The sequence below is a fragment of the Paraburkholderia sabiae genome (assembly GCF_030412785.1).
Taxonomy (GTDB): Bacteria; Pseudomonadota; Gammaproteobacteria; order Burkholderiales; family Burkholderiaceae; genus Paraburkholderia; species Paraburkholderia sabiae.
Genome location: NZ_CP125295.1, coordinates 4,646,293 through 4,667,598, shown reverse-complemented (window position 1 = coordinate 4,667,598; position 21,306 = coordinate 4,646,293). Strand labels below are relative to the sequence as shown.

Genomic DNA, 21,306 nt, shown 5'->3' with positions numbered 1-21,306 from the left:
TTTCGATGACGCGGATGGCCGCTGGAAAAAACGGCCGCTCATGGTAACAAATGGACCTGGCGCGGTCCACGAGGCTCAGCCGCGCACGCAAGGCAATCATACGATCGTATGCGGCGCTGGATTCGCGAAACACGGCAGCGTGAACGTGGCGCGCGTGCCCCGCACTTCGCGCGGCGTGAGCGTGAGTGTTCCGCCATGTGCTTCGACAATCGAATTGCAGATGGCGAGCCCCATGCCCATGCCGTTTTCTTTCGTCGTGAAGAGCGGTTCGAGCAGACGTTCCGCGATCTGCGGATCGATGCCGCTGCCGAGATCTTCCACCGACACGCAAACGGGCCCGCCCTCTTCCTGCGTGCAGATCAGCTTCAGCTTGCGTTCGTTCTGCGCGAGCGCCGCCATCGATTCGGCGCCGTTCGTCAGCAGATTGATCGCGACCTGCTGCAGCTGGATACGATCGCCGCGCACCGGCACGCGACAATCGAGTCCGCGCAGTTCGAGCCGGATCTTCATCGCGTCGAGCTGGCCCGCGACGAGTGCGGCCGCTTCTCGCAACGCGTCGTTCAGATCGAGCGTCGCGAACTGCGGCTCCGCTCTGCGCGCCTTCGCGCGCAACGCCTGGATGATCGCGCGCGCACGCGTCGCGCTCAGGCTGATGTGCGTGAGCATCTCGCGCGTCTCGCCGATGTTCGGGGGATTGCGATCGAGCCAGCGCAATGCCGCGCTCGCCGACGTATCGACGGCTGCAAGCGGCTGCCCCACTTCGTGCACGATCGATGCGACGAGTTCGCCCATCGCCTTCAGACGGCTTGCGCGTTCCAGTTCGCCGAGCGCGTTGCGCAACTCGTCTTCCGCCTGCGCGCGCTGCCGATTCTGTTCGAACAGTTCTTCGTAGAGACGCGCATTTTCGAGCGCGAACGCAGCCTGCGACGCGACGACTTCGAGCAAGGCCGCTTTCGCCGACGTGAACACATGCGCGGCGAGATGGTTCTCCAGATACAGCACGCCGACGAGCATCGCGTAACGCATCAACGGCACACACAGCACCGAGCGCGGACGCTGGCGGCGCACGTAATCGTCCTGTGCATAAGCAGGCGAATCGCACGCGTCGTCGAGCACGAGCTTTTCCTGCGTGCGCGCCACGGCATGCACGATCGATACGGGCAGCGTGTCCGACGAGAATGCGGCCGCGTCATGCGACACGACGATCGCGCCGCCGAGCACATGCGCGCGCGCCGGCACACGCCACACGCCGCGATGCAGCAGCACGAGCGCGCCCTGATCGGCGCCCGCGCTTTCGAGCGCAGTGCGCAACAGCGTTTCGACGAGACGCGCGGGCACGATGTTGCTCGCAAGCGCATTCGAAATGCGCAGCACCGCCTGCACGTCGAGTTCCTGCAAGCGGCTTGCGGCGGGCGCGCCGCTGTCCGCATGGACATAGCCCCGATAGTCGGCCTGCAACTGGCGCACCTTCGCCGTCGCGCCCCAGCGCTGCCACGCGCCGCGCGCATGATTCAGATAGGCTTGCGCGGGCACCTCTTCGCCGCGCGCGGCATGAAAGCGCGCGGCCAGTTCGGCAGCGAGCGCTTCGACTTGCGTGAAGCCGTTGCGGCGCGCGTGCGACAACGCCTTCGCATAGGCTTCGCCCGCTTCATGCGCAAGACCGTATGCACGCGCGTATTCGGCACGCACCAGTTCGCGCCGGCCGACGAAATTGATCGGACACGCTTGGGCCCATGTATCGAGCCGTTCCATATGACGGCGCAGCGCCGCTTCCTGTTGCGCGTCGCGCGCGGGCAGTGCGAGCAGCGTGAGCGCGCCGTAGTAAGGCAGTTCGGCGGATTCCGCAAACGAGCGCGCAACGTGCGAGCACGCCTCGGCCCGCCGACGCGATTCGAGCGCATCGGCGATATCGCCGAATAAAAACGCCCGTTGCATCCGATACACCCAGTACGCGAGATCGACCAGCGTCACGGGCGCGCCTTCGACGGGCTCGGGCGGCGGTTCTTCGTCGGCATCGGGCACGCCGTCCTGCAGCGCCGTCACGAGCGCCCACTTCGCGAGAAACGACTTGATCACCAGACGGAAATTCGCGTCGCGTACCAGCGCGAGTCCGCGTGCGACGGTCGCGCGCACGTCGCCGAGAAACTCGCCCGCGAACAGCATGCCCGTCACCTGGTTGCTCGGACAGTACATCGCGAACGTGTGGTCGCCGCTGGCAACGGCAACATCGAACGCGCGGCGAATGTAGTCGCGCCCGGTTCGCGCGGGCAACGCCCACGGCACGACCCATGTGCCGAACACCATATAGACCCGCGCGCGATATCGCGCGAGGCCGCGCTCGTCGACGAGATGCAATGCCAGTTCGCCGAACGGCAACGCGGCCGTATGGTCGCCGTAGCGCGCGGCGAAAATCTGGTGCATGCAGGTGTACACGTTCGCGGTTGCATCGGAATGTCCGTGCTCGATCGCGAGATTGACGGCGCGCAGCAGCATCAGGTCGACGAGATCCTGGTCCGTGTACAGCGCGGGCGGAATCAGGTCGGCGAAGATGTCGGTGATCGCGCGGCGCAACGGGTCCGCGACGAGAGGCAAACCGCGCAAGCCGTCGATGCCATGTTCGTCGAGCCACGCTCGCAGCCGCGCATATTCGCGGTCGACGTCGGCGGCCTGCGGATGCAAGGGCACGTCGATACCCGCTTTGCGCAGGAACGCGATGCCTACCTGCAGCGCGAGATCGTAGCGGCCGAGCGTCGTGTAGAGCGCCGCGCGCAGACGCGCGAGGTCCGCGCCGAAGATGTCTTCGCCCGCGACCGCCTCCAGCGCGGAAAGCCGCGCTTCGGCGGGTTCGAGCGCGCCCGTCATGAACTCCGCCTCTCCGCACAGCATGCGGGCCATCAGGCCGTCTTCGCTGGTGTCGTCGTCGCCGAGAAAGTCGAGCGCCGCGCGAAACAGCCCCAACGCCGAATGATGCGCGGTGGCCGCCTTCGCCTCGCGCCCGGCATCGAGATTGAGGCGCGCGAAGGTAATCCGCTCGTCGTGATCCTTTACGACGGGCCGCGCGAGATTGACCTGCGCGGCCATCGCGAAGATATCGGCCTGTGCGGCACGCTGCGCGAGCATACGACGCGCGATCTGCAAATGCAGCGGCGCGCGCTCCTCCGTCGGAATGGACGCATACGCAGCCTCGCGGATGCCGTCGTGCAGGAACAGCCAGTCCGCGCCGTCGCGCGACAGGCAGCCCGCACCGAGCGCCGCCTGCAGACCCTGCGCGGCCTCGCCCTCGGGCAGCGCCGCTGCGACGGCCAGCGCTTCGCCCGACGCGCGATCGCCGAGACAGGCCAGCACGCGCAACATGATCTGTGCGGCGAGCGGCAACTGTTCGAGTTCATGCGTGAGCAGATCGACGACATTGTCCGCGCCCCGATGGCTCATCACGCGTTCGAGATGCCATCCCCATGCGCCCGCATCGAGGTCGTATTCGAGCGCGCCTTCGTCGGCCAGCACGCGCAACAGATGACGGACGAAGAACGGATTACGCCCCGTCTTGCGGCCGATTTCCTCTGCCAGCGGCGCGAGCGCGTGCGCATCGCGATGCAGCGCCAGCGCGATCAGCTCGCGCAATGCATCTTCGTGTAGCGGTCCGAGTTCGATGTTCAGCGCGTCCTGCCGTGCCGCCAGCGGACCGCCATGCAACGGATGATCCGCGCCGACTTCGTTGCCCCGGAATGCGCCGATGAACAGCAGTGCGGCTTCCGCTTGCTGCTTCAACAGACGTTCGAGCACATGCAGCGTGCCGACGTCGGTCCATTGCAGATCGTCGAGCAACAGCACGAGTGGACGCGATGCCGTCGCGAAGCAGGCGATCAGCCGCGCCATGCCCTGCAGGACGCGCTCCCGTTCGAGCGAAGGCTGCGGGTCCGGCGCTTCCGACATGCCCGGCTGCGAACCGAGCACAGCCGTCAGCGTCGGCAGCAGGCCCGCGAGCGTGCGGCCCGCAGGACCGGCGGCTTCGCGGATACGGTTGCGCCAGTTCGCGAATTCATTGTCGGGACAACCCAGCACGTATTGCAGCAGCGGCTCCAGCGCCTGTATCAGGATCGCGTACGGGGCTGTGCGGCGGCCCTCTTCGCTCTTGCCGGCAGCGAGCAGTGGCGCGTGCGTGCGGCGTATGCGCGTGATCGCTTCCTGCAGCAGCGTCGATTTGCCGATGCCCGAATGGCCCGCGATCCACGCGACGCGCGCGCTTCCGCTCTGAGCAACGCTTTCGTACAGCGCCACCAGCGTGTCGAGTTCTTCGTCGCGCCCGAACACACGGTCGGCGCGACGCAGCGATTGCAGCGCGGCCTGCGTATCCAGCGCAAATGCCGGGATATGCCCGAGCCGCTCGTGCAGATCCGCACAGCGGCGCAGATCGGCCAACAGGCTCGCGGCATCGGCGTAACGCTGCTCGGGCGCCTTCTCGAGCAGTTTCATCACAATGTGAGAGAGTTGCGGCGGCACGTCTGCAGCGAGTTCGGCAGGCGGACGCGGACGATGCGTGGCATGCGCATGCACGCGCGCGGCGGCATCCGTCGCGCCTTCGAAGGGCAAGGCGCCCGTCAGCAACTCATAGAAGATGCAGCCCAGCGAATAGAGATCCGCGCGTTCATCGACCCGCACGTTCATCCGTGCGCCAAGCTCGGGTGCCATATAGATGAAGCTGGCCTCGCTCCATTCGAAGTCGGCAGCGGGCAAGCCCGCCGTGTCTTTGCACGCACACGAACCGAAGCCGAAACCCGTCAGATACGCGCGGCCGCCCTGATCGACGAGAAAGCTGCCCGGCGTCAGCGCACGATGCACGACGCCTGCCGCATGCATCGCGCTGACGGCGGCAGCAAGGCCCACGGCATGAGTAAGGAATGTGTTCAACCCGGCCGCGCGCCACATGTCGGCACGCAACGGCTCGCCGCCCGGATCGGCGAGAATCAGCAACACGCCCTGGCCGTGAGGCTGCATCGCCATCGGCACGGCGCACCAGGTTTCGTGCAACGCATCGCGCAGCGCGTACTCGCGCTGCAGCGCGGCCAGTTCGGCGGGCGTCGCGTTGGCGCGGCCCGCGACGAGAACGGGCGCCATGCCGCTGGCAACCGCCCTTTGCAGTCTGAGCGCTCCCGCACCCAGTTCAATGAAGCTTCGGTTAGAAAGATCGATCATGCAAACGACGTGACAGGCGCGGCAATAGGTGTAACAGGCCCGATACTGTACCGTGCCTGTTACATATCAACGCCTGTATGTGACGCGGGCCTCAGATTGCAAAATGCTCGGCCCGCGCGTGAACGATCGATCGGTCGTGCGTTAACGCAACGGCCTGAAGCCCGCCCGCACTTCCTGAGCGAACAGCTGCGGCTCTTCCCATGCCGCGAAATGGCCGCCCTTGTCGACCTCGTTGAAATAGATCAGATTGTGATACGCCCGTTCGGCCCAACTGCGAGGCGCCTGGTAGATCTCGCCGGGGAACACCGTGATCGCGGTGGGCAGAGAGATATCGACAGCATTGAAGTTGTTCGAGTGGTCTTCCCAGTAGATCTGCGCCGATGAAGTCGCGCTGTCGGTCAGCCAGTAGAGCGAGATGTCGTCGAGAATCTCGTCGCGCGTCAGCGAGCGCTCGGGAATGCCGCCGCTATAGGTCCACTGCGAAATCTTGTCGTACATCCATGCGGCCTGGCCTACGGGCGAATCGGCAAGCGCATAGCCGACCGTCTGCGGACGCGTGACCATCATCGCCGAATAGCCGCAATTGTCGCGATAGAACACGGCGAGCTTGTCGTACGCGTTCTTCTCTTTCGGCGACAAGCCTGCGGGCGCGGGCGCATCGAGCGCCAGCGAACGCGCGATATCGGGTGGCACCGTCGCGGGCATGTTCACGTGAATGCCGATCAAGCCCTTCACGTGCTGCATCGCCATCCGGTGCGAGACCACGGAGCCGCAATCGCCGCCTTGCGAGACGAAGCGCGTGTAGCCGAGCCGCTCCATCAGCACGCCCCATGCACGCGCGATGTGGTCCGAGCCCCAGCCGGGTTTGGTCGGCTTGCCCGAGAAGCCGAAGCCAGGCAGCGACGGCACGACCACGTGGAAGGCGTCGTCCGCGCTTGCGCCATAGGCGGTCGGATTCGTGAGCGGGTCGATGGCCTTGACGAGTTCGAAGATCGAGCCTGGCCAGCCGTGCGTCATGATCATCGGCATCGCGTTCTTGTGCCGCGAGCGCACGTGAATGAACTGGATATCCAGCCCATCGATTTCCGTCACATACATCGGCAACGCATTGAGCTTCGCTTCGCCCTTGCGCCAGTCGTAATCGTTGCCCCAGTATTGAACCAGTTGCTGCATGCGTTCGAGTCGAACGCCTTGCGATTCGTCGGCGACGGTTTCCTTACCCGGCCAGCGCGTATTGGCGAGTCGCTGGCGTAAATCGGCTAGCAGGCTGTCGGGAATATGGGCTTTAAAAGGCCGGATATTCTCCGCGTCACTGGCGGCATAAACCGCTTCGGGAAATAACGCGAATGCGCCGGCCGCGACGGTGGCGGCGAGCACGTTACGCCGCATCGGCGAAAACGGTGTTGAAGACATGCTGTGTCGTCCTGTTTCCAAGGAGTGGGCACCTGTGTGCACGATTGGCAGGGCAAGGCTCGATCGACTTGCGGAGCCGATTAATCACAGCGTCCGAAGCGTCCCACTCATTAGAAGCGACGAATGTATCTCGCGTTTGTCCGCGATGTACTTATTCGTAACACGCGCGCTTTAAACTGGATGAATAACGTAACGTTGCGCGAGAGAACAGTTAAATTAACAGGCGCGCCTATCATACTTTCGTTTGGATTGACCCTGATCCGCATAAACGCGATTATTCCCGCGCACGCAAAACAAGGAATCCGATGAATCAGCAGCGACATGACAACGCTTCGGCGAACGACCGTTATCCGCGCTTCACCAAAGCCGAGGTCGAAAAGATGATGCGCTTCGGCATCATTGAGCGCTGGCGTGCAGGCGATGTCATGTTTCGCATCGGTCAGCCGGGTCTCGGCATGCGCGTGCTGTTGAGCGGCCGCGCGAGGCTCTCGCGGCGCGATGGGCTCGGCCGCTCGCAGACCATCGTCGAACTCGGCGAAGGGCAGTTCCTCGGCGAAGTCGCGCAACTCACAGGCAAGCCCGCGCTTGCCGATGGCCTCGCACTCGACGACGTCGAAGCGCTGATGATTCCGCCCGAACAGATACGCGAGATGCTCGTAGCCGAAGCGCATCTGGGCGAACGCATCATGCGCTCGCTCGTGCTGCGCCGCTTCGGTCTCGTACGCGAAGGCGCGGGCCCCGTGCTGATCGGACGCTCGGGCGACCTGCGGCTGCTCGCGCTCGAAGGCCTGCTGCACCGGCTCGATCATCCATACACGGTCGCCGATCCCGCAACCGATTCCGACATCCGCGCGCTACTCGAAGATTGGGGCGTATGGCGAGACGACGTGCCTGTCGTGATGCTCGCGGACGGCACGCTGCTGCGCAATCCCGACGCACGCGAGCTGGCCGCGCGGCTCGGTCTGCTGCCCGAACTCGACTCGGCGCGCACCTATGACGTCGCCGTAGTGGGCGCGGGGCCCGCCGGTCTCGCGGCGGCCGTTTATGCAGCCTCCGAAGGACTCTCCGTGATCGTCTTCGACCATCATGGTCCTGGCGGACAGGCGGGCGCAAGCGCGCGGATCGAAAACTATCTCGGCTTTTCGACGGGCGTATCGGGCCGCGAACTCGCGGCCAACGCGTTCGCGCAAGCCGTGAAGTTCGGCGCCGAAGTCGTGATCCCGACGCGTATCGACCGGCTCGATTGCGCGCAGATGCCGCTGCAACTCGAACTGGAAAGCGGCCAGCGCATCGCGTCGCGCACGGTGGTGATCGCGACGGGCGCGGCCTACAGGCGGCCCGCCATCGAAGGCCTCGACGATGTCGCGGGCCGTGGCGTCTATTACTGGGCATCGTCTGTCGAAGGCCGCTTGTGCCGCGGCGCGGAAGTGGTGCTGGTCGGCGGCGGCAATTCGGCGGGACAGGCAGCCGTGTATCTCGCTTCGCAAGCGAGCCGCGTCCACATGCTGATTCGCGCCGACAGCCTCGAGAAGAGCATGTCGCGCTATCTGATCGACCGCATCGCATCGCTCGGCAATGTCACGCTGCATACGCAGACGGTCATTACGTCGGTCAGAAGCGATCAATGGGGACTCGAGGCCGTGATCTGCAACACGCCTGAAGGCGAGCGCGTGTTCGACACGCGGCATCTGTTCCTCTTCACAGGCGCCGATCCGAATACGCAGTGGCTGCGCGATTGCAGCGTCGAGATCGACGAACGCGGCTTCGTGAAGACGGGACTGGCGGCAGGCGTGCGCGCCGATACGGCCTGCTTCGCGTTGCAGACGAACGTGCCGGGCGTGTTCGCGATCGGCGATGTGCGCAATGCATCGGCGAAACGCGTGGCGGCGGCAGTGGGCGACGGCGCGGCCGTCGTCGCGGAGATCCATCAGTTTCTGAGCGCACCCTCACCTGTCGCCTGAGCCCGCTCCGCGCGGCATACAAGGGGAATGCCGGCCCGCACCTATACGAACGTATGCGGTCGCCCATCCCTTGGAGTCAACTGCCTAGCTGCAGATTGTATGGAACACATGCACCCCGCAGTCTAATCTTTGCACATCGATGATTTAAGGCGAAAGTCGCTTGAAACGCTCTATGAAGCAAACGATAGCGAACGATCGTCCGAACGGCTCTGACAAGAAAATCTGTATGACAAAAAAGGAGAACGCAATGCAAGACACGGTGAACCTGCGTCGCCGCCGGCTGATGGGTACGACAGCGGCCGGCCTCGGACTGCTCGAACTCGGGCTGCACAATCTAGCGTTCGGGCAGACGCCGAAGAGCACGCATGCCGCGAAGAAGGCCGCGCACCATACGTCGTTCGATGCGATCGAACAGATCGACGCGGGCCTGCTGAACATCGGTTACGTCGACACGGGCCCGAAGGATGGCCAGCCCGTGATCCTGCTGCACGGCTGGCCGTACGACATCTATGCGTTCGTCGATGTCGCGCCGATTCTCGCCGCGCAGGGTTATCGCGTGATCGTGCCGTATCTGCGTGGTTATGGTTCGACGCGCTTCCTGTCCAACGAAACGATGCGCAACGGCCAGCAAGCCGTGGTCGCCGTCGACATCATCGCGCTGATGGATGCGCTGAAGATCGATCAGGCCATCTTCGGCGCGTTCGACTGGGGCGCGCGCACGGCCTGCATCATCGCGGCATTGTGGCCGCAGCGCTGCAAGGCGCTGGTATCCGTGAGCGGCTATCTGATCGGCACGCCCGAAGCGAACCGCAAGCCGTTGCCGCCGAAGGCCGAGTTCGAATGGTGGTATCAGTTCTACTTCGCGACCGAGCGCGGCGAAGCGGGCTACACGGCCAATCGCAACGACTTCAACCGGCTGATCTGGGAACTCGCGTCGCCGAAGTGGCATTTCGACGACTCGACGTATCAGCGCACGGCGGCATCGTTCGCGAATCCCGATCACGTGGCCATCGTGATTCACAACTATCGCTGGCGTCTCGGCCTCGCACCGGGCGAGTCGCAATACGACGAGATCGAAAAGCGCCTCGCTGCGCTGCCGACCATCTCCGTGCCGACCATCACGATGGAAGGCGACGCGAACGGCGCGCCGCATCCGCCTGCCGCCGCCTACGCGAAAATGTTCACGGGCAAGTATCAGCATCGCGACGTGAGCGGCGGCATCGGCCACAACCTGCCGCAGGAAGCGCCTAAGGCGTTCGCCGATGCCGTCATGCAAGTCGTGCGGCTGTGATCGCGTTCGACCCACGCCACGCAATCCGTCGCATTTTGAGCTGACATCATGGACAAACCCGACCACGTGCTGATCGTCGACGAGGATCGCGGCGTACGCGAATTCGTCGCTGCCTATCTGGAGAAAAACGGCATGCGCGTCACGCTCGCGTCGAGCGGACGCGACATGCATGCCGTGCTCGAGCGCGACACGCCCGATGTGATCCTGCTCGACCTGATGCTGCCCGGCGAAGACGGTCTCGCGCTGTGCCGCTGGCTGCGCGCGGGCCGTCATCGCGCGGTGCCGCTCATGCTGCTCACGGAGCAATGCGACGAGATGGACCGCATCATCGGTCTGGAAATGGGCGCCGACGACTTCCTCGCGAAGCCGTTCGCCGTGCGCGAGCTGCTGGCGCGCATCCGTGCAGTGCTGCGCCGCACGCGCATGCTGCCGCCGGGCATGCTGATCGCGGAGGCATCGGAGATGCTCGGTTTCGGCGACTGGCGGCTCGATACGACGGCGCGTCATCTGCTCGACACCGACGACGCCGTGGTCGCGCTGAGCGGCGCCGAGTACCGGCTGCTGCGCGTGTTTCTCGATCATCCGCAACGCGTGCTGACGCGCGACCAGTTGCTCAACCTGACGCAGCGGCGCAATGCCGAACCGTTCGACCGTTCGATCGATCTGCTGGTCAGCCGGCTGCGTCAGCGGCTCGGCGACGTCGCCCGCGTCCCGCGCTACATCAAGACGCTGCGCAACGAAGGCTACGTGTTCTCGTCGACCGTCAAGGCCGTCGAGGAAATGCGCGAACGGCAGCACGCCTGAGGCGCAAGCGGCCGTCCTTCATTTGTATCGCCATGTATCCGGCGCCCGCCGCGATACATCGCGATACGCAAACCCTACCTTCCTGAAATTCGCCGGATACATGCGCGGACTCTAATCCTGCATAACGGCACGCGCTTCGTGTGCCAACCGGTTGAAGCCATCCATCGCGGATCAGGAGGTTGTTCATGTTACTCATCGTCATCGCGTTTCTCGGCGGGGTGCTCACGATACTGAGCCCCTGCATCCTGCCTGTCGTGCCGTTCGTCTTCGCGCGCTCCGACAGGCCCTTCGTCACGGACCGGCTGCCGCTGCTGATCGGGCTCGCCGTCACGTTCTCGGTCGTTACGGGCGTCGGCATTGCGGGCCTCGCGGGCGCCGCGCAGTTGAGCCACTACGGACGCTGGGTGTCGCTCGCGCTGTTCGCCGTGTTCGGCCTGTCGCTGCTGTTTCCGGCATTGTGGACGCGTGTGTCACAGCCGTTCTTCAGCATCGGCAACCGCGTCGAAGCGTTGTCGCATGCCAAAGGCGCGCGCTTCCAGGTCGTCTCCGCGCTGTTGCTCGGCGCAGCGACGGGCTTGCTGTGGGCGCCCTGCGCCGGCCCGATCCTCGGGTTGATCCTGACGGGCGCCGCGTTGCATGGCGCAAGCTGGCAGACGGCGGCGGCGCTCACCGCCTATGCGTTCGGCGCGGCCAGTTCGCTCGCGGTGATCTCGGGGCTCGGCAAGCAGGCCTTCGACAGTCTCAAGCGTTCGCTCGGGTTCGGCGAGCACGTGCGCCGCGTGATGGGTGCCGTCGTGCTGCTGAGCGTCGTGGGCATCGGCTTCGGCTTCGATACGCGAGCCCTCGCTCACGTGCCGTCGACTTCGACGACGGGTGTCGAAAGCCGCCTGGTCGGTCTGCTTTCCACTAGCCATAGCAGCAACCACGACGATCGTCCGCATCTGCAACGCGTCAGCCTGCAGACGCCGTCGAAGCTGCCCGTCGAAGGCAAGCTGCCCTCGCTCGATGGCGCCGAAAGCTGGATCAACTCGACGCCCCTCACGGCCGATGCGTTGCGCGGCAAGGTCACGGTCGTCAACTTCTGGACGTATTCGTGCATCAACTGTCTGCGCACGCTGCCGTATCTGAAGACCTGGTCGGACCGCTACGGCAAGGACGGTCTCACTGTGGTCGGCGTGCATACGCCGGAGTTCGCGTTCGAGCACGATCCGTCGAACGTAAAGCGCGCGGTCGCCGATCTCGGCATTCACTATCCCGTCGCGATCGACAATGGCTACAAGATCTGGCAAGCGTTCGGCAACCAGTACTGGCCGGCGTTCTATATCGTCGATGCACAGGGCCGCATCCGTTATCACCACTTCGGCGAAGGCGGCTATGGCGAAGCGGAAAAAGTCATCCAGCAACTGCTCGCCGACTCGGGACACACGATGCAGGCAGGCGATCTGCCCGCCATCCACGGTTCGGGCGCGCAGGCGGCGGCGGATACGTCGGACGTCGAATCGGGCGAGACGTATGTCGGCTATCAACAGGCGCGCGGCTTTGCTTCGCCGCAAAACGTCCGTCCCGACGATGCCGCTTCGTACACGATCCCGTCGCAATTGCCGCTCAATAGCTGGGCGTTCGGCGGCAAGTGGATCGTCGGCGGCGAAGCGGCTGTGCTTGATCAGGCGAATGGGCGCATCGCGTATCGCTTCCATGCACGCGACCTGCACCTCGTGCTCGGACCGGCTGCGAACGGCAAGCCCGTGCGCTTTCGCGTGACGATCGACGGCGCCGCGCCCGGCGAGTCGCACGGCGCCGACGTCGCCGCCGACGGCAGCGGCGTCGTGACGAGCGCGCGGCTGTATCAACTCGTGCGCCAGCACGACGGCGTGCGCGACCGCACCTTCACGATCGAATTCCTCGATCCGGGCGTGCAGGCGTTCTCGTTCACGTTCGGCTGATTGCTGACCGCCAGCTTCTCATATGACGCCACTGCGCCATCACAGCGCAGTGGCGTTTTCATTTGCCGGGATCGGAAAACCCGCGAAAGCGTGGCGATTTGTACCTCAATGTATATATCGCCGATCGAGAAATACTGGCTTACATTCCGGCGCGTTCTGGAAACAAGCCAGATACGTCGGCGGGTTCAAATAACGACACGCAAGGTTGATTCATGACAGTGCGAACTGACCGGGAAATCAACACATCGCAAACGCGATGACCGCCCGGGTGATGTCAACGCAATCCATTCATCTACTGGAGAAATCTCATGAAATTCGTTCAATCGCTCGTCGTCGCTGCATTGCTCGCCGCTCCCGCTTTGTCGTTCGCACAGTCGAACCAGCCCGTGACCCGCGCGCAGGTTCGCGCCGAACTGGTTCAACTGCAACAGGCCGGCTACAACCCCGCCAGCGACAACACGCAATACCCGAAGAACATCGAAGCTGCGCTGTCGCGCATCCAGGCTCAGCAAGGCGCGGCATACGGCGGCGTTGCGGCAGGCCAGTCGAACTCGGGCGCGCGTCGCGATACCGCGCAAACGCCTGCGCCGCAGCAACAGGATGTGCTCGGTCTCGAACCGATCTACGCGCACTCGTGATAGCAGCGGCTCCGTTGCGAACAGCTAGCCGTTCGCAACGGAGCAGCAAATCAAAAAATCGTTCATCGATAACGCGGTACTCAGGGGCAAGACAATGACAAGAACCATCCGGACTTACCTCGCGTTCGCCATGATGTTGTGCGGACTCTTCGCGATCCAGACTTCGCAAGCGGCATCGCAAGCCGATCTCAAAGGCACCAACGTCGTGCTCGTGCATGGCGCATTCGCGGACGGCTCCAGCTGGAATCGCGTGATTCCGCTGCTCGAAGCGCATGGCCTGCATGTCGTCGCCGTGCAGAATCCGCTTAGCTCGCTCGCCGACGATGTCGCGGCAACGAAGCGCGTGATCGATCAGCAGAAAGGACCTGTCGTGCTGGTCGGCCATTCGTGGGGCGGCGTCGTGATCAGCCAGGCGGGCAACGACGACAAGGTCAAATCGCTCGTGTACGTCGCTGCGTTTGCGCCGGATGCGGATCAGTCGATAGCCTCCATCACGCAAGGCATGCAGGCGCCCGCATGGGCCAACGAGTTGCAGAAAGATGCAGCCGGCTATCTGACGCTGTCGGACAAGGCCGTGCGCGACGACTTCGCGCTCGATCTGCCCGCCGGCCAGCAACGCATCGTCGCCGCGACGCAAGGACCGTGGTTCTCCGGTTGCGCCGCCGACAAGGTGACGCAGGCCGCATGGCACGAGAAGCCGTCGTACTTCGTGATTCCGGCACGCGACAAGATGATCGATCCGCATCTGCAGGAAAAGATGGCGACGAACATCCACGCGCAGGTGACGCATGTGAACGCGAGCCACGTCGCGATGCTCAGCCAGCCCGAAGCCGTCGCCAACGCGATCATCGCCGCGGCCCGCAACGCGCACTGACCCGGGAGCGCACGACATGAAGACGATCGTGATGGACGGCCCGGGCGGGCCGGAAGTGCTGCGCCTCGTCGAACGCGACGAGCCCGTGGCAGGACCGGGCGAAGTGCTCGTCGAAGTGGATGCGGCGGGCGTCAACTTCATGGATATCGGCGTGCGACGCGGCGGCATCTGGTCGACGATGCCGAATCCGAAGACGCTCGGTGTCGAAGGCGCGGGCCGCGTGCTGAGCGTCGGCGAGAACGTGACGGATATCCGGCCGGGACAACGTGTGGCATGGGTCTACGCGCCGGGCAGCTACGCGCAGCGCATCGCGATTCCCGCTGCGTCGCTCGTGCCCGTTCCCGACGCGATCGATCACACCACCGCCGCAGCCGTGATGATGCAAGGCCTCACGGCGAGCCACTTCGCCACCGACTTCTATCCCGTGCGGCAAGGCGATATCGCGCTGGTGCATGCGGCGGCGGGCGGACTCGGCTTGCTGCTGACGCAGATCATCCGGCTGCGCGGCGGCATGGTGATCGGCCGCGTGTCGCATGAGGGCAAGATCGAAGCCGCGCGGCAAGCGGGCGCGGATCATGTGATCGTCGACAGCGAAGGACGTTTCGCCGATGAAGTGATGCGTCTCACCGACGGCGAAGGCGTGCATGTCGTGTACGACGGCTCGGGACCGGCGACGTTTCAGGGCTCGCTCGCGTCGCTGCGCCGCTCGGGCACGTTCTGCTGGTACGGACCTGTGCTCGGCGATGCGGGGCCGATCCACATCATGAGCCTGCCGAAGAGCATCAAGATCGGCTACGCGACCTTTGCGGATCACATTCACACGACAGCGCTACTGCGCGCGAAGGCGAAGCAACTGTTCGACTGGATCGTCGCGGGCGTGCTGGATGTGAGGATCGGCGGTGTGTATCCGCTTGCGGATGCGGCGCGGGCGCATGCGGATATGGAGAGTCGGAAGACGACGGGGAAGCTGTTGCTGGTGCCATAGCGAGGTTGTTTGAAATATCCCTTCGACGGCGGGCGTCACAAGGGACCGGTCTGGCTGCACTTTGCACATCGGCTGCTTACCGCTCCCTATCGCCGGACAAAACCAACATCCAGCGAAGTACCGACACGGGCTATTTCTGCAGCACCGTAATCTTGAAATGCGTTGGCGTATTGCCATTGACGTCGGACGGCATCGGGTCCGAGCGTTGGACCGCAGCGCTATCCCACGCGGGATTACCACTTGCACGGTAGATGGTTGCTGACAGCAGCTTGCCATCCGTCGCGCATTGCACTTCGATTACCGTAGAGATCGACTTATCAAAAGGTCCCGACCAGACGAGGTTGCCGCGCACCAGGCGTCGAATTTCATTCGCGAACGAATTCCGCGCAGCATAGGAACTAAAGCCGGCGAACACAGCTCGCGGCGATGCCTGCGCGTGCGCTCCATTGAGCGTAGTCGCTGCTATTGCGAGCGCCAGAATTCTAATGGTGCGTGTCATGCCCGGTTTCCCGCTGTGAAGGAACGGCAATCCTACCGGTGGCCGCCATTAGCAGATGTCAAGAAATGTCGTGATGCATGTTGGACGAGACGAAGCAAGCTTGACATTTTTCGACACTTTTATTCGCTCGTCGCGGTTAGCATCTTTTCTCCTATCTGATATGGAGTCCAAATAATGCCATTTGATAAGCTGGCCGCCACGCATTACGCCGACAGTCATGCGCACCGACACAGTACCGGGAACTGCGCACGGTACGTGCGCACGGCGATTGCGCGCGGTGGTGTTACCCTCACGACCACCCATTCGGCAAAGGATTATGGACCGATCCTCCAGGCAGCGGGATTCGCTCAGGCAACCGGCATTGCTCAACGAGGTGATGTTGCGGTTATCCAGTCGATTCCGGGGCATCCTGATGGACACATGGCGATTTACGATGGAACTCGCTGGATTTCTGACTTCAGGCAGCATGGCGGCGCGGACGGCTTTTATCCAGGCCCGGCCTACCGGACCCAGCGACCGTCGTACCGTATCTATCGGCACCCGTGAGGCTTGATGTGCGTAAACTTCTAATGCCCTTTGCGCTGGCCCTCGCAGTCATAACCAGCATCTTTTGTCATTCCAACGCGTTCGCCCAGGCCCACGACGCGACATCGGACGTAAAAGCTTTCTATTCGTGGTACATCGGAAAGCAGTCCGGTGCAGCGTTCCCGCTACTCGACAAGGCCATTTACGGCTACGTGAACAAGCAAACGGTAGATCGCCTGAGAACTGCATATCGCCACAATCGGCTACCGGGTGGCAGCGACTACTTCACCAAGGTTCAGGACTACGACGAACGTGACTGGCTGTCGAATATCGTTGCCACGAATCCCGTTTCCCTGGGTGACGTGACGATCGTTCCTGTTACGTTCGGATCAAAGGACAAGATCAATGTGATCGTCTTCCTGCGCAAGCAGGGCGACGCATGGAAGATCGTGAAGGTCGACGATACGCGCGATTTTGAATAACGCTCTGCACGTTTGTGGACATACCCGCACGGGCGCGTAGGGCGCCCGTTATTCACAACCCGCTAGGCAAAACACGCCGCCACAGCCGCATGCGAAACATGGTTATCAGCAACCGTCACCGCAGCCGAAAACAGATAACCCTCGTTACGCAGCGTCTTGATGTATCGCCCGTCGCGCACACCGTCCTGCAACCTCTGACGCACGCGGCTCACGAGCAGATCGATCGAACGGTCGAGCAGATCGGCGTGACGCCCCTGCGTCATGTTGAGCAACTGGTCGCGCGTGAGCACACGGTTCGGGTGATCGAGAAACACCCGCAGCAGCCGGTACTCGGCGCCGCTCAGCGCGACGATCGTGCCGTCCGCATCGATAAGATGGCGCGCGCCCGTGTCGAGCCGCCATTCGCCGAAGCGCAGTATCGACGCCGATTCCGCGATCTGCATGCCGGGCGGCAGCATGTTCGTGCGGCGCAAGACGGCGCGGATGCGCGCCAGTAGTTCGCGGATCGCAAACGGCTTCGACAGATAATCGTCGGCGCCCATTTCGAGCCCGAGAATCCGGTCCGCTTCTTCGTCGCGCGCGGACAGCATCACGATGGGTATCGCGTGAAAGTCGCCGCGCGCAATTCGCGGCACAGCGCGAGGCCATCCGTGTCCGGCAATCTCACGTCGAGGACGATGAGATCGGGCCGGTCGAGTACGAGCGCGGCGCGCATCTCGCGCGCGTTGCCCGCATGCGAAACCCGCATGCCGTTGCGTTCCAGATAGATGGCAACGAGTTCGCGGATCTCACGATCGTCGTCGACGATCAGGACGTGTTCGAGCTTCTTCATGACATGTTCTACGACTACGGCTACGGCGAAACACTCAGCCTGCTTTCCCGCTGACGGCGCGTCTGTATGCGCATGTATCGCGCGCTTGCACGGCGATACATAACGTTGCACGCGAAACCGTTCCAGACACGCGGCAGATACATCCGGCTGCTCAAATGAACCTCAACGATGGTTGCCTTGCAGCCTCCAAGGTCGCGGTTCATGTGCCGCGCATGGTGGCAGGAACGCGTGGGCAACACAACAGCAACTGTGCGCACCCACCGTTGCCTTCTGGTCAACAGTCGAGATTTCATAGGTCTGAAAACGATGCGAACAATCAATCACCAGCGCCTGAGATATTTCCATGCCGTCCTCACGCACGGCTCGATCCGCGGCGCCGCCGACGACATGAACACGTCCCCTTCCGTCATCACGCGGCAGATCCGTCTGCTCGAAGACGAACTCGGCGTCGCGCTGTTCGAGCGCGGCGCGAAAGGCGTCAAACCGACGGAGCCCGCCGCGCATCTGCTCGAGTTCTGGGAAGGCTGCCAGTCGCAGCAGGAAAAGCTCGAAGATCAGCTGCTCGCATTTCGCGGCCTGCGGCATGGCCGCGTGCAGCTTGCCGTCAGCGAGGGGTTCATCGATACCTTGACGGAAGACGTGCTCGCGCCGTTTTGCGCGAAGTACCCTGCGCTGAGCATCGAAATGAGCATGCTGGCGCGCGACGGCATCGTCGAAGAAATCGCGGGCAATCGCGCGCATATCGGGCTTGCCTACAATCCGCCGCCGCATCCGCGCATCCGCTGTCTCGCGAGTTCGATCCAGCGCGCGGTGCTCTTGCTGCGCCGCGAGCATCCCCTCGCGCAGAAGAAACGGCCGGCCACGATCGACGATCTGCGCGCCTTTCCGCTCGCGCTGATGCCGCAGACGTTCGGCATCGGGCATGCAGTGAAGATGCTCGAAATCGCCGAGGGCATGCAGATCGAGCCCGCAATGACGACCAATTCGCTGGCCGTGCTCAAGCGTATGGTCGCGACCGAAAACTTCGTCACGCTGATCGGCGAGTTCGCGGCGCGGCGCGAAGTGGCGAGCGGCGAACTGACCACCGTACCCGTCGATCACCCGCTGTTTCAGGGCACGCAGGCGCGGCTGCTGGTGAAGTCGAGCCGCGCGCTTACGCCGGGGCCGCTGGAATTGCTCAGATGGATCCAGCAGCGGCTGTCGGTGTTTTCGGTGGGGCCGGGCGTGACGGCATAAGCTGCCGAAAAACTTCGCGAGGTTCACGGCACTGTCAACCCATCGACACACAACTGGATCATCGTCGAGAGTCTGCGCAAAGACAGGGGCCGCTCATGGAAGACATCGCCATCCTCAAGACTCCGGCCAACACGGAGCCTGCCCGCAGCGGTCTTGGCGTTGCGGCGCTGCAGCGTGACATCGTCGACAATCTGATCTGTCTGCAGGGCCGGTATCCCGAGATTGCTACGCCGCACAACTAGTATATGGCGCTCGCGTATGCCGTGCGCGACCGGATGATGACGCGCCGCGTCGCAACCACGCACGCGTATGTGGCAAGCGACGCAAAGGTCGCCTGTTATCTGTCGGCGGAATTTCTGATCGGTCCGCAACTCGGCAACAATCTCATCAATCTCGGCATCGAGCGAAACGTCCGCGAAGCGCTGGAAGGTCTCGGCCTGGAACTCGACGATCTGCTGTCCATCGAGGAAGAACCGGGCCTTGGAAACGGCGGCCTGGGACGTCTCGCGGCCTGCTATCTCGACTCGCTTTCCACGCTCGAAATCCCTGCCATCGGCTACGGCATCCGCTACGAGTTCGGCATCTTCGATCAGGAGATCCGCGACGGCTGGCAGGTCGAAGTCACGGACAAGTGGCTGCAAAAAGGCAACCCGTGGGAAATCCTGCGCCCTGACGTGGCCTTCTACGTGAGCTTCGGGGGCCGCACGGAAAGCGCGACGGATGCCGAAGGCCGCTATCGCGTGCGCTGGATTCCCGCGTACACGGTCAAGGGCGTGGCGTGCGATACGCCGCAGCCGGGCTTTCGCGTCAACATGTGCAATACACTGCGGCTCTGGAAAAGCGAGGCCGTCGAATCGTTCGATCTGCAGGACTTCAACGCCGGCGATTACTACGAGGCCGTGCACGAAAAGGTACGCTCGGAGACGCTGTCGAAAGTGCTCTATCCGAACGACGAGCCCGAAGCCGGCAAGCGCCTGCGGCTCGCGCAGCAGTACTTCTTCGTCTCGTGTTCGCTGCAGGACATGCTGCGTCTGCTGGCGCTGAAAGGCGAACCCGTCAGCCGTTTCGCCGACATGTTCACCGCGCAGCTCAACGACACGCATCCGTCGATCGCCGTCGCGGAACTGATGCGGCTGCTGGTCGACGAACGGCAGATGCCGTGGGACGAAGCATGGGACATCACGCGTGCCGCGCTCGCGTACACCAATCACACACTGCTGCCCGAAGCGCTCGAAACATGGGGCCTGCCGCTGTTTCAGGATCTGCTGCCGCGTCCGCTCGAAATCATCTACGAGATCAATCGACGCTTCCTCGACGAAGTCCGGCAACGCTATCCGGGCGACGACGCGCGCGTCGCGCGCATGTCGGTGATCGACGAAACGGGTTCGAAGCGCGTGCGCATGGCGCATCTTGCGACGATCGGCAGCCACGCCGTCAACGGTGTCGCCGCGCTGCATTCGGATCTGCTCGTGCGCACGGTGTTGCGGGATTTCGCCGAACTGTGGCCCGAGCGCTTTCACAACGTGACCAACGGCGTCACGCCGCGCCGCTTCATGATGCTCAGCAATCCGGGGCTTGGCGCGCTGCTGGACGACACCATCGGTGGAGGCTGGGCGGCCGATCTCGCGCAACTCCGCAAACTGGCCGCATTCGCCGACGACCCTGCATTTCAGACGCGCTGGCATCGCGTCAAGCAGGCGAACAAGGAGACGCTCGCCGCGCGTATCCGCAGTACGACGGGCGTCGTGGTCGATCCAGAAGCGCTGTTCGACATTCAGGTCAAGCGCATCCACGAATACAAGCGTCAGCATCTCAATGCGCTCTTCATCGTCACGCTCTATCTGCGCATCCGGCGCAATCCGCAGCTTGCGCTGACGCCGCGCTGCTTCGTGTTTGGCGGCAAGGCCGCGCCCGGTTACGCGATGGCCAAGCTGATCATCCGGCTGATCAACGGCATCGCCGAAGTCGTCAATGACGATCCCGCCGTGAACGGGCGGCTCAAAGTCGTGTTCTTCCCCGACTTCAATGTGAAGAATGCGCAGTTCATCTACCCCGCCGCCGATCTCTCCGAGCAGATTTCGACGGCAGGCAAGGAAGCGTCGGGCACAGGCAACATGAAGTTCATGATGAACGGCGCGCTGACCATCGGCACGCTCGACGGCGCCAATGTCGAAATGCGCGAGGAAGTCGGCGATGACAACTTCTTCCTGTTCGGCCTGACGACGGATGAAGTGGAACGCGTCAAACGGGAAGGCTATCGGCCCGGCGATTATGTGAACACGAACGAAGAACTGTGCGAGACGCTGGATCTGATCGCGAGCGGCCACTTTTCGCGAGGCGACGCCGAGGTATTCCGGCCGCTCGTCGATAACCTGCGATACTCGGATCCGTATCTGGTGCTCGCCGATTACGCGTCGTACGTCGCGCGCCAGGAAGACGTCAGCGCCGCGTGGCAGGACCGGCAGCGCTGGTTGCGCATGTCGATCCTGAACACGGCATACTCCGGCAAGTTCTCGTCGGATCGTGCTATCGCCGAATACTGCGAGCAGATCTGGCGGATTCGCCCCGTAAAAATTGCGCTGGAGTGACGGGTTCTGTCGATCTGGATGCGCGTCGTTCGTCGTATCTAT

General features: G+C 63.4%; 13 protein-coding genes and 2 pseudogenes. 11 read left to right on the top strand and 4 right to left on the bottom strand.

Features of this window, described 5'->3' with window-relative positions; translation table 11 throughout:
- Positions 1-96 precede the first annotated feature (96 nt).
- Together QEN71_RS21030 and QEN71_RS21025 are read right to left on the bottom strand one after the other, a co-directional pair.
- Positions 97-5,193: a trifunctional serine/threonine-protein kinase/ATP-binding protein/sensor histidine kinase gene (locus tag QEN71_RS21030; RefSeq protein WP_201657085.1), complete on the bottom strand. Its 5,097-nt coding sequence runs from the start codon at positions 5,191-5,193 to the stop codon at positions 97-99.
- 141 nt (positions 5,194-5,334) lie between these two features.
- Positions 5,335-6,606, bottom strand: coding sequence for an epoxide hydrolase family protein (locus QEN71_RS21025; RefSeq protein WP_201657082.1), 1,272 nt, complete (start codon positions 6,604-6,606; stop codon positions 5,335-5,337).
- 305 nt (positions 6,607-6,911) lie between these two features.
- Here QEN71_RS21025 and QEN71_RS21020 point away from each other — a divergent pair, with 305 nt between their 5' ends.
- The 7 genes from QEN71_RS21020 (at position 6,912) to QEN71_RS20990 (ending at position 15,102) form a co-directional block, all read left to right on the top strand.
- Positions 6,912-8,567, top strand: coding sequence for an FAD-dependent oxidoreductase (locus tag QEN71_RS21020; protein WP_233472035.1), 1,656 nt, complete (start codon positions 6,912-6,914; stop codon positions 8,565-8,567).
- Positions 8,568-8,814: 247 nt separating this feature from the next.
- Positions 8,815-9,858, top strand: coding sequence for an alpha/beta hydrolase (locus QEN71_RS21015; RefSeq protein ID WP_201657079.1), 1,044 nt, complete (start codon positions 8,815-8,817; stop codon positions 9,856-9,858).
- Between the two features lie 48 nt (positions 9,859-9,906).
- The gene (locus tag QEN71_RS21010) at positions 9,907-10,662 is read left to right on the top strand and encodes a response regulator (RefSeq protein WP_201657076.1); all 756 of its coding nucleotides are present in this window, start codon (positions 9,907-9,909) and stop codon (positions 10,660-10,662) included.
- A gap of 185 nt (positions 10,663-10,847) precedes the next feature.
- On the top strand, positions 10,848-12,605 hold the full coding sequence (locus QEN71_RS21005) for a cytochrome c biogenesis protein DipZ (RefSeq protein WP_201657073.1): 1,758 nt from the start codon (positions 10,848-10,850) through the stop codon (positions 12,603-12,605).
- A gap of 308 nt (positions 12,606-12,913) precedes the next feature.
- Positions 12,914-13,243: a DUF4148 domain-containing protein gene (locus QEN71_RS21000; protein ID WP_201657070.1), complete on the top strand. Its 330-nt coding sequence runs from the start codon at positions 12,914-12,916 to the stop codon at positions 13,241-13,243.
- A 94-nt stretch (positions 13,244-13,337) separates the two neighbouring features.
- Positions 13,338-14,117, top strand: coding sequence for an alpha/beta fold hydrolase (locus tag QEN71_RS20995; protein WP_201657067.1), 780 nt, complete (start codon positions 13,338-13,340; stop codon positions 14,115-14,117).
- Between the two features lie 16 nt (positions 14,118-14,133).
- Positions 14,134-15,102 (top strand): quinone oxidoreductase family protein, encoded by a 969-nt coding sequence (locus QEN71_RS20990; RefSeq protein WP_201657064.1) that lies wholly within the window; start codon positions 14,134-14,136, stop codon positions 15,100-15,102.
- Between the two features lie 130 nt (positions 15,103-15,232).
- Here QEN71_RS20990 and QEN71_RS20985 read toward each other — a convergent pair whose 3' ends face one another.
- Positions 15,233-15,601 (bottom strand): energy transducer TonB, encoded by a 369-nt coding sequence (locus tag QEN71_RS20985; protein ID WP_201657061.1) that lies wholly within the window; start codon positions 15,599-15,601, stop codon positions 15,233-15,235.
- Between the two features lie 174 nt (positions 15,602-15,775).
- On the opposite strand from QEN71_RS20985, the gene QEN71_RS20980 reads away from it, so the two are divergent.
- Both QEN71_RS20980 and QEN71_RS20975 read left to right on the top strand, forming a co-directional pair.
- A complete protein-coding gene (locus tag QEN71_RS20980; protein ID WP_201657058.1) occupies positions 15,776-16,147 on the top strand; it encodes a CHAP domain-containing protein in 372 nt (123 codons plus the stop codon).
- A gap of 23 nt (positions 16,148-16,170) precedes the next feature.
- The gene (locus QEN71_RS20975; RefSeq protein WP_201657055.1) at positions 16,171-16,608 is read left to right on the top strand and encodes a DUF3828 domain-containing protein; all 438 of its coding nucleotides are present in this window, start codon (positions 16,171-16,173) and stop codon (positions 16,606-16,608) included.
- 62 nt (positions 16,609-16,670) lie between these two features.
- Here QEN71_RS20975 and QEN71_RS20970 read toward each other — a convergent pair.
- Positions 16,671-17,440 (bottom strand): annotated as a pseudogene (locus tag QEN71_RS20970) (response regulator).
- Between the two features lie 306 nt (positions 17,441-17,746).
- On the opposite strand from QEN71_RS20970, the gene QEN71_RS20965 reads away from it, so the two are divergent.
- Both QEN71_RS20965 and QEN71_RS20960 read left to right on the top strand, forming a co-directional pair.
- On the top strand, positions 17,747-18,676 hold the full coding sequence (locus tag QEN71_RS20965) for a LysR family transcriptional regulator (protein WP_201657053.1): 930 nt from the start codon (positions 17,747-17,749) through the stop codon (positions 18,674-18,676).
- Between the two features lie 95 nt (positions 18,677-18,771).
- A pseudogene (locus QEN71_RS20960) lies at positions 18,772-21,264 on the top strand (glycogen/starch/alpha-glucan phosphorylase).
- The last annotated feature ends 42 nt before the right edge of the window (positions 21,265-21,306 follow it).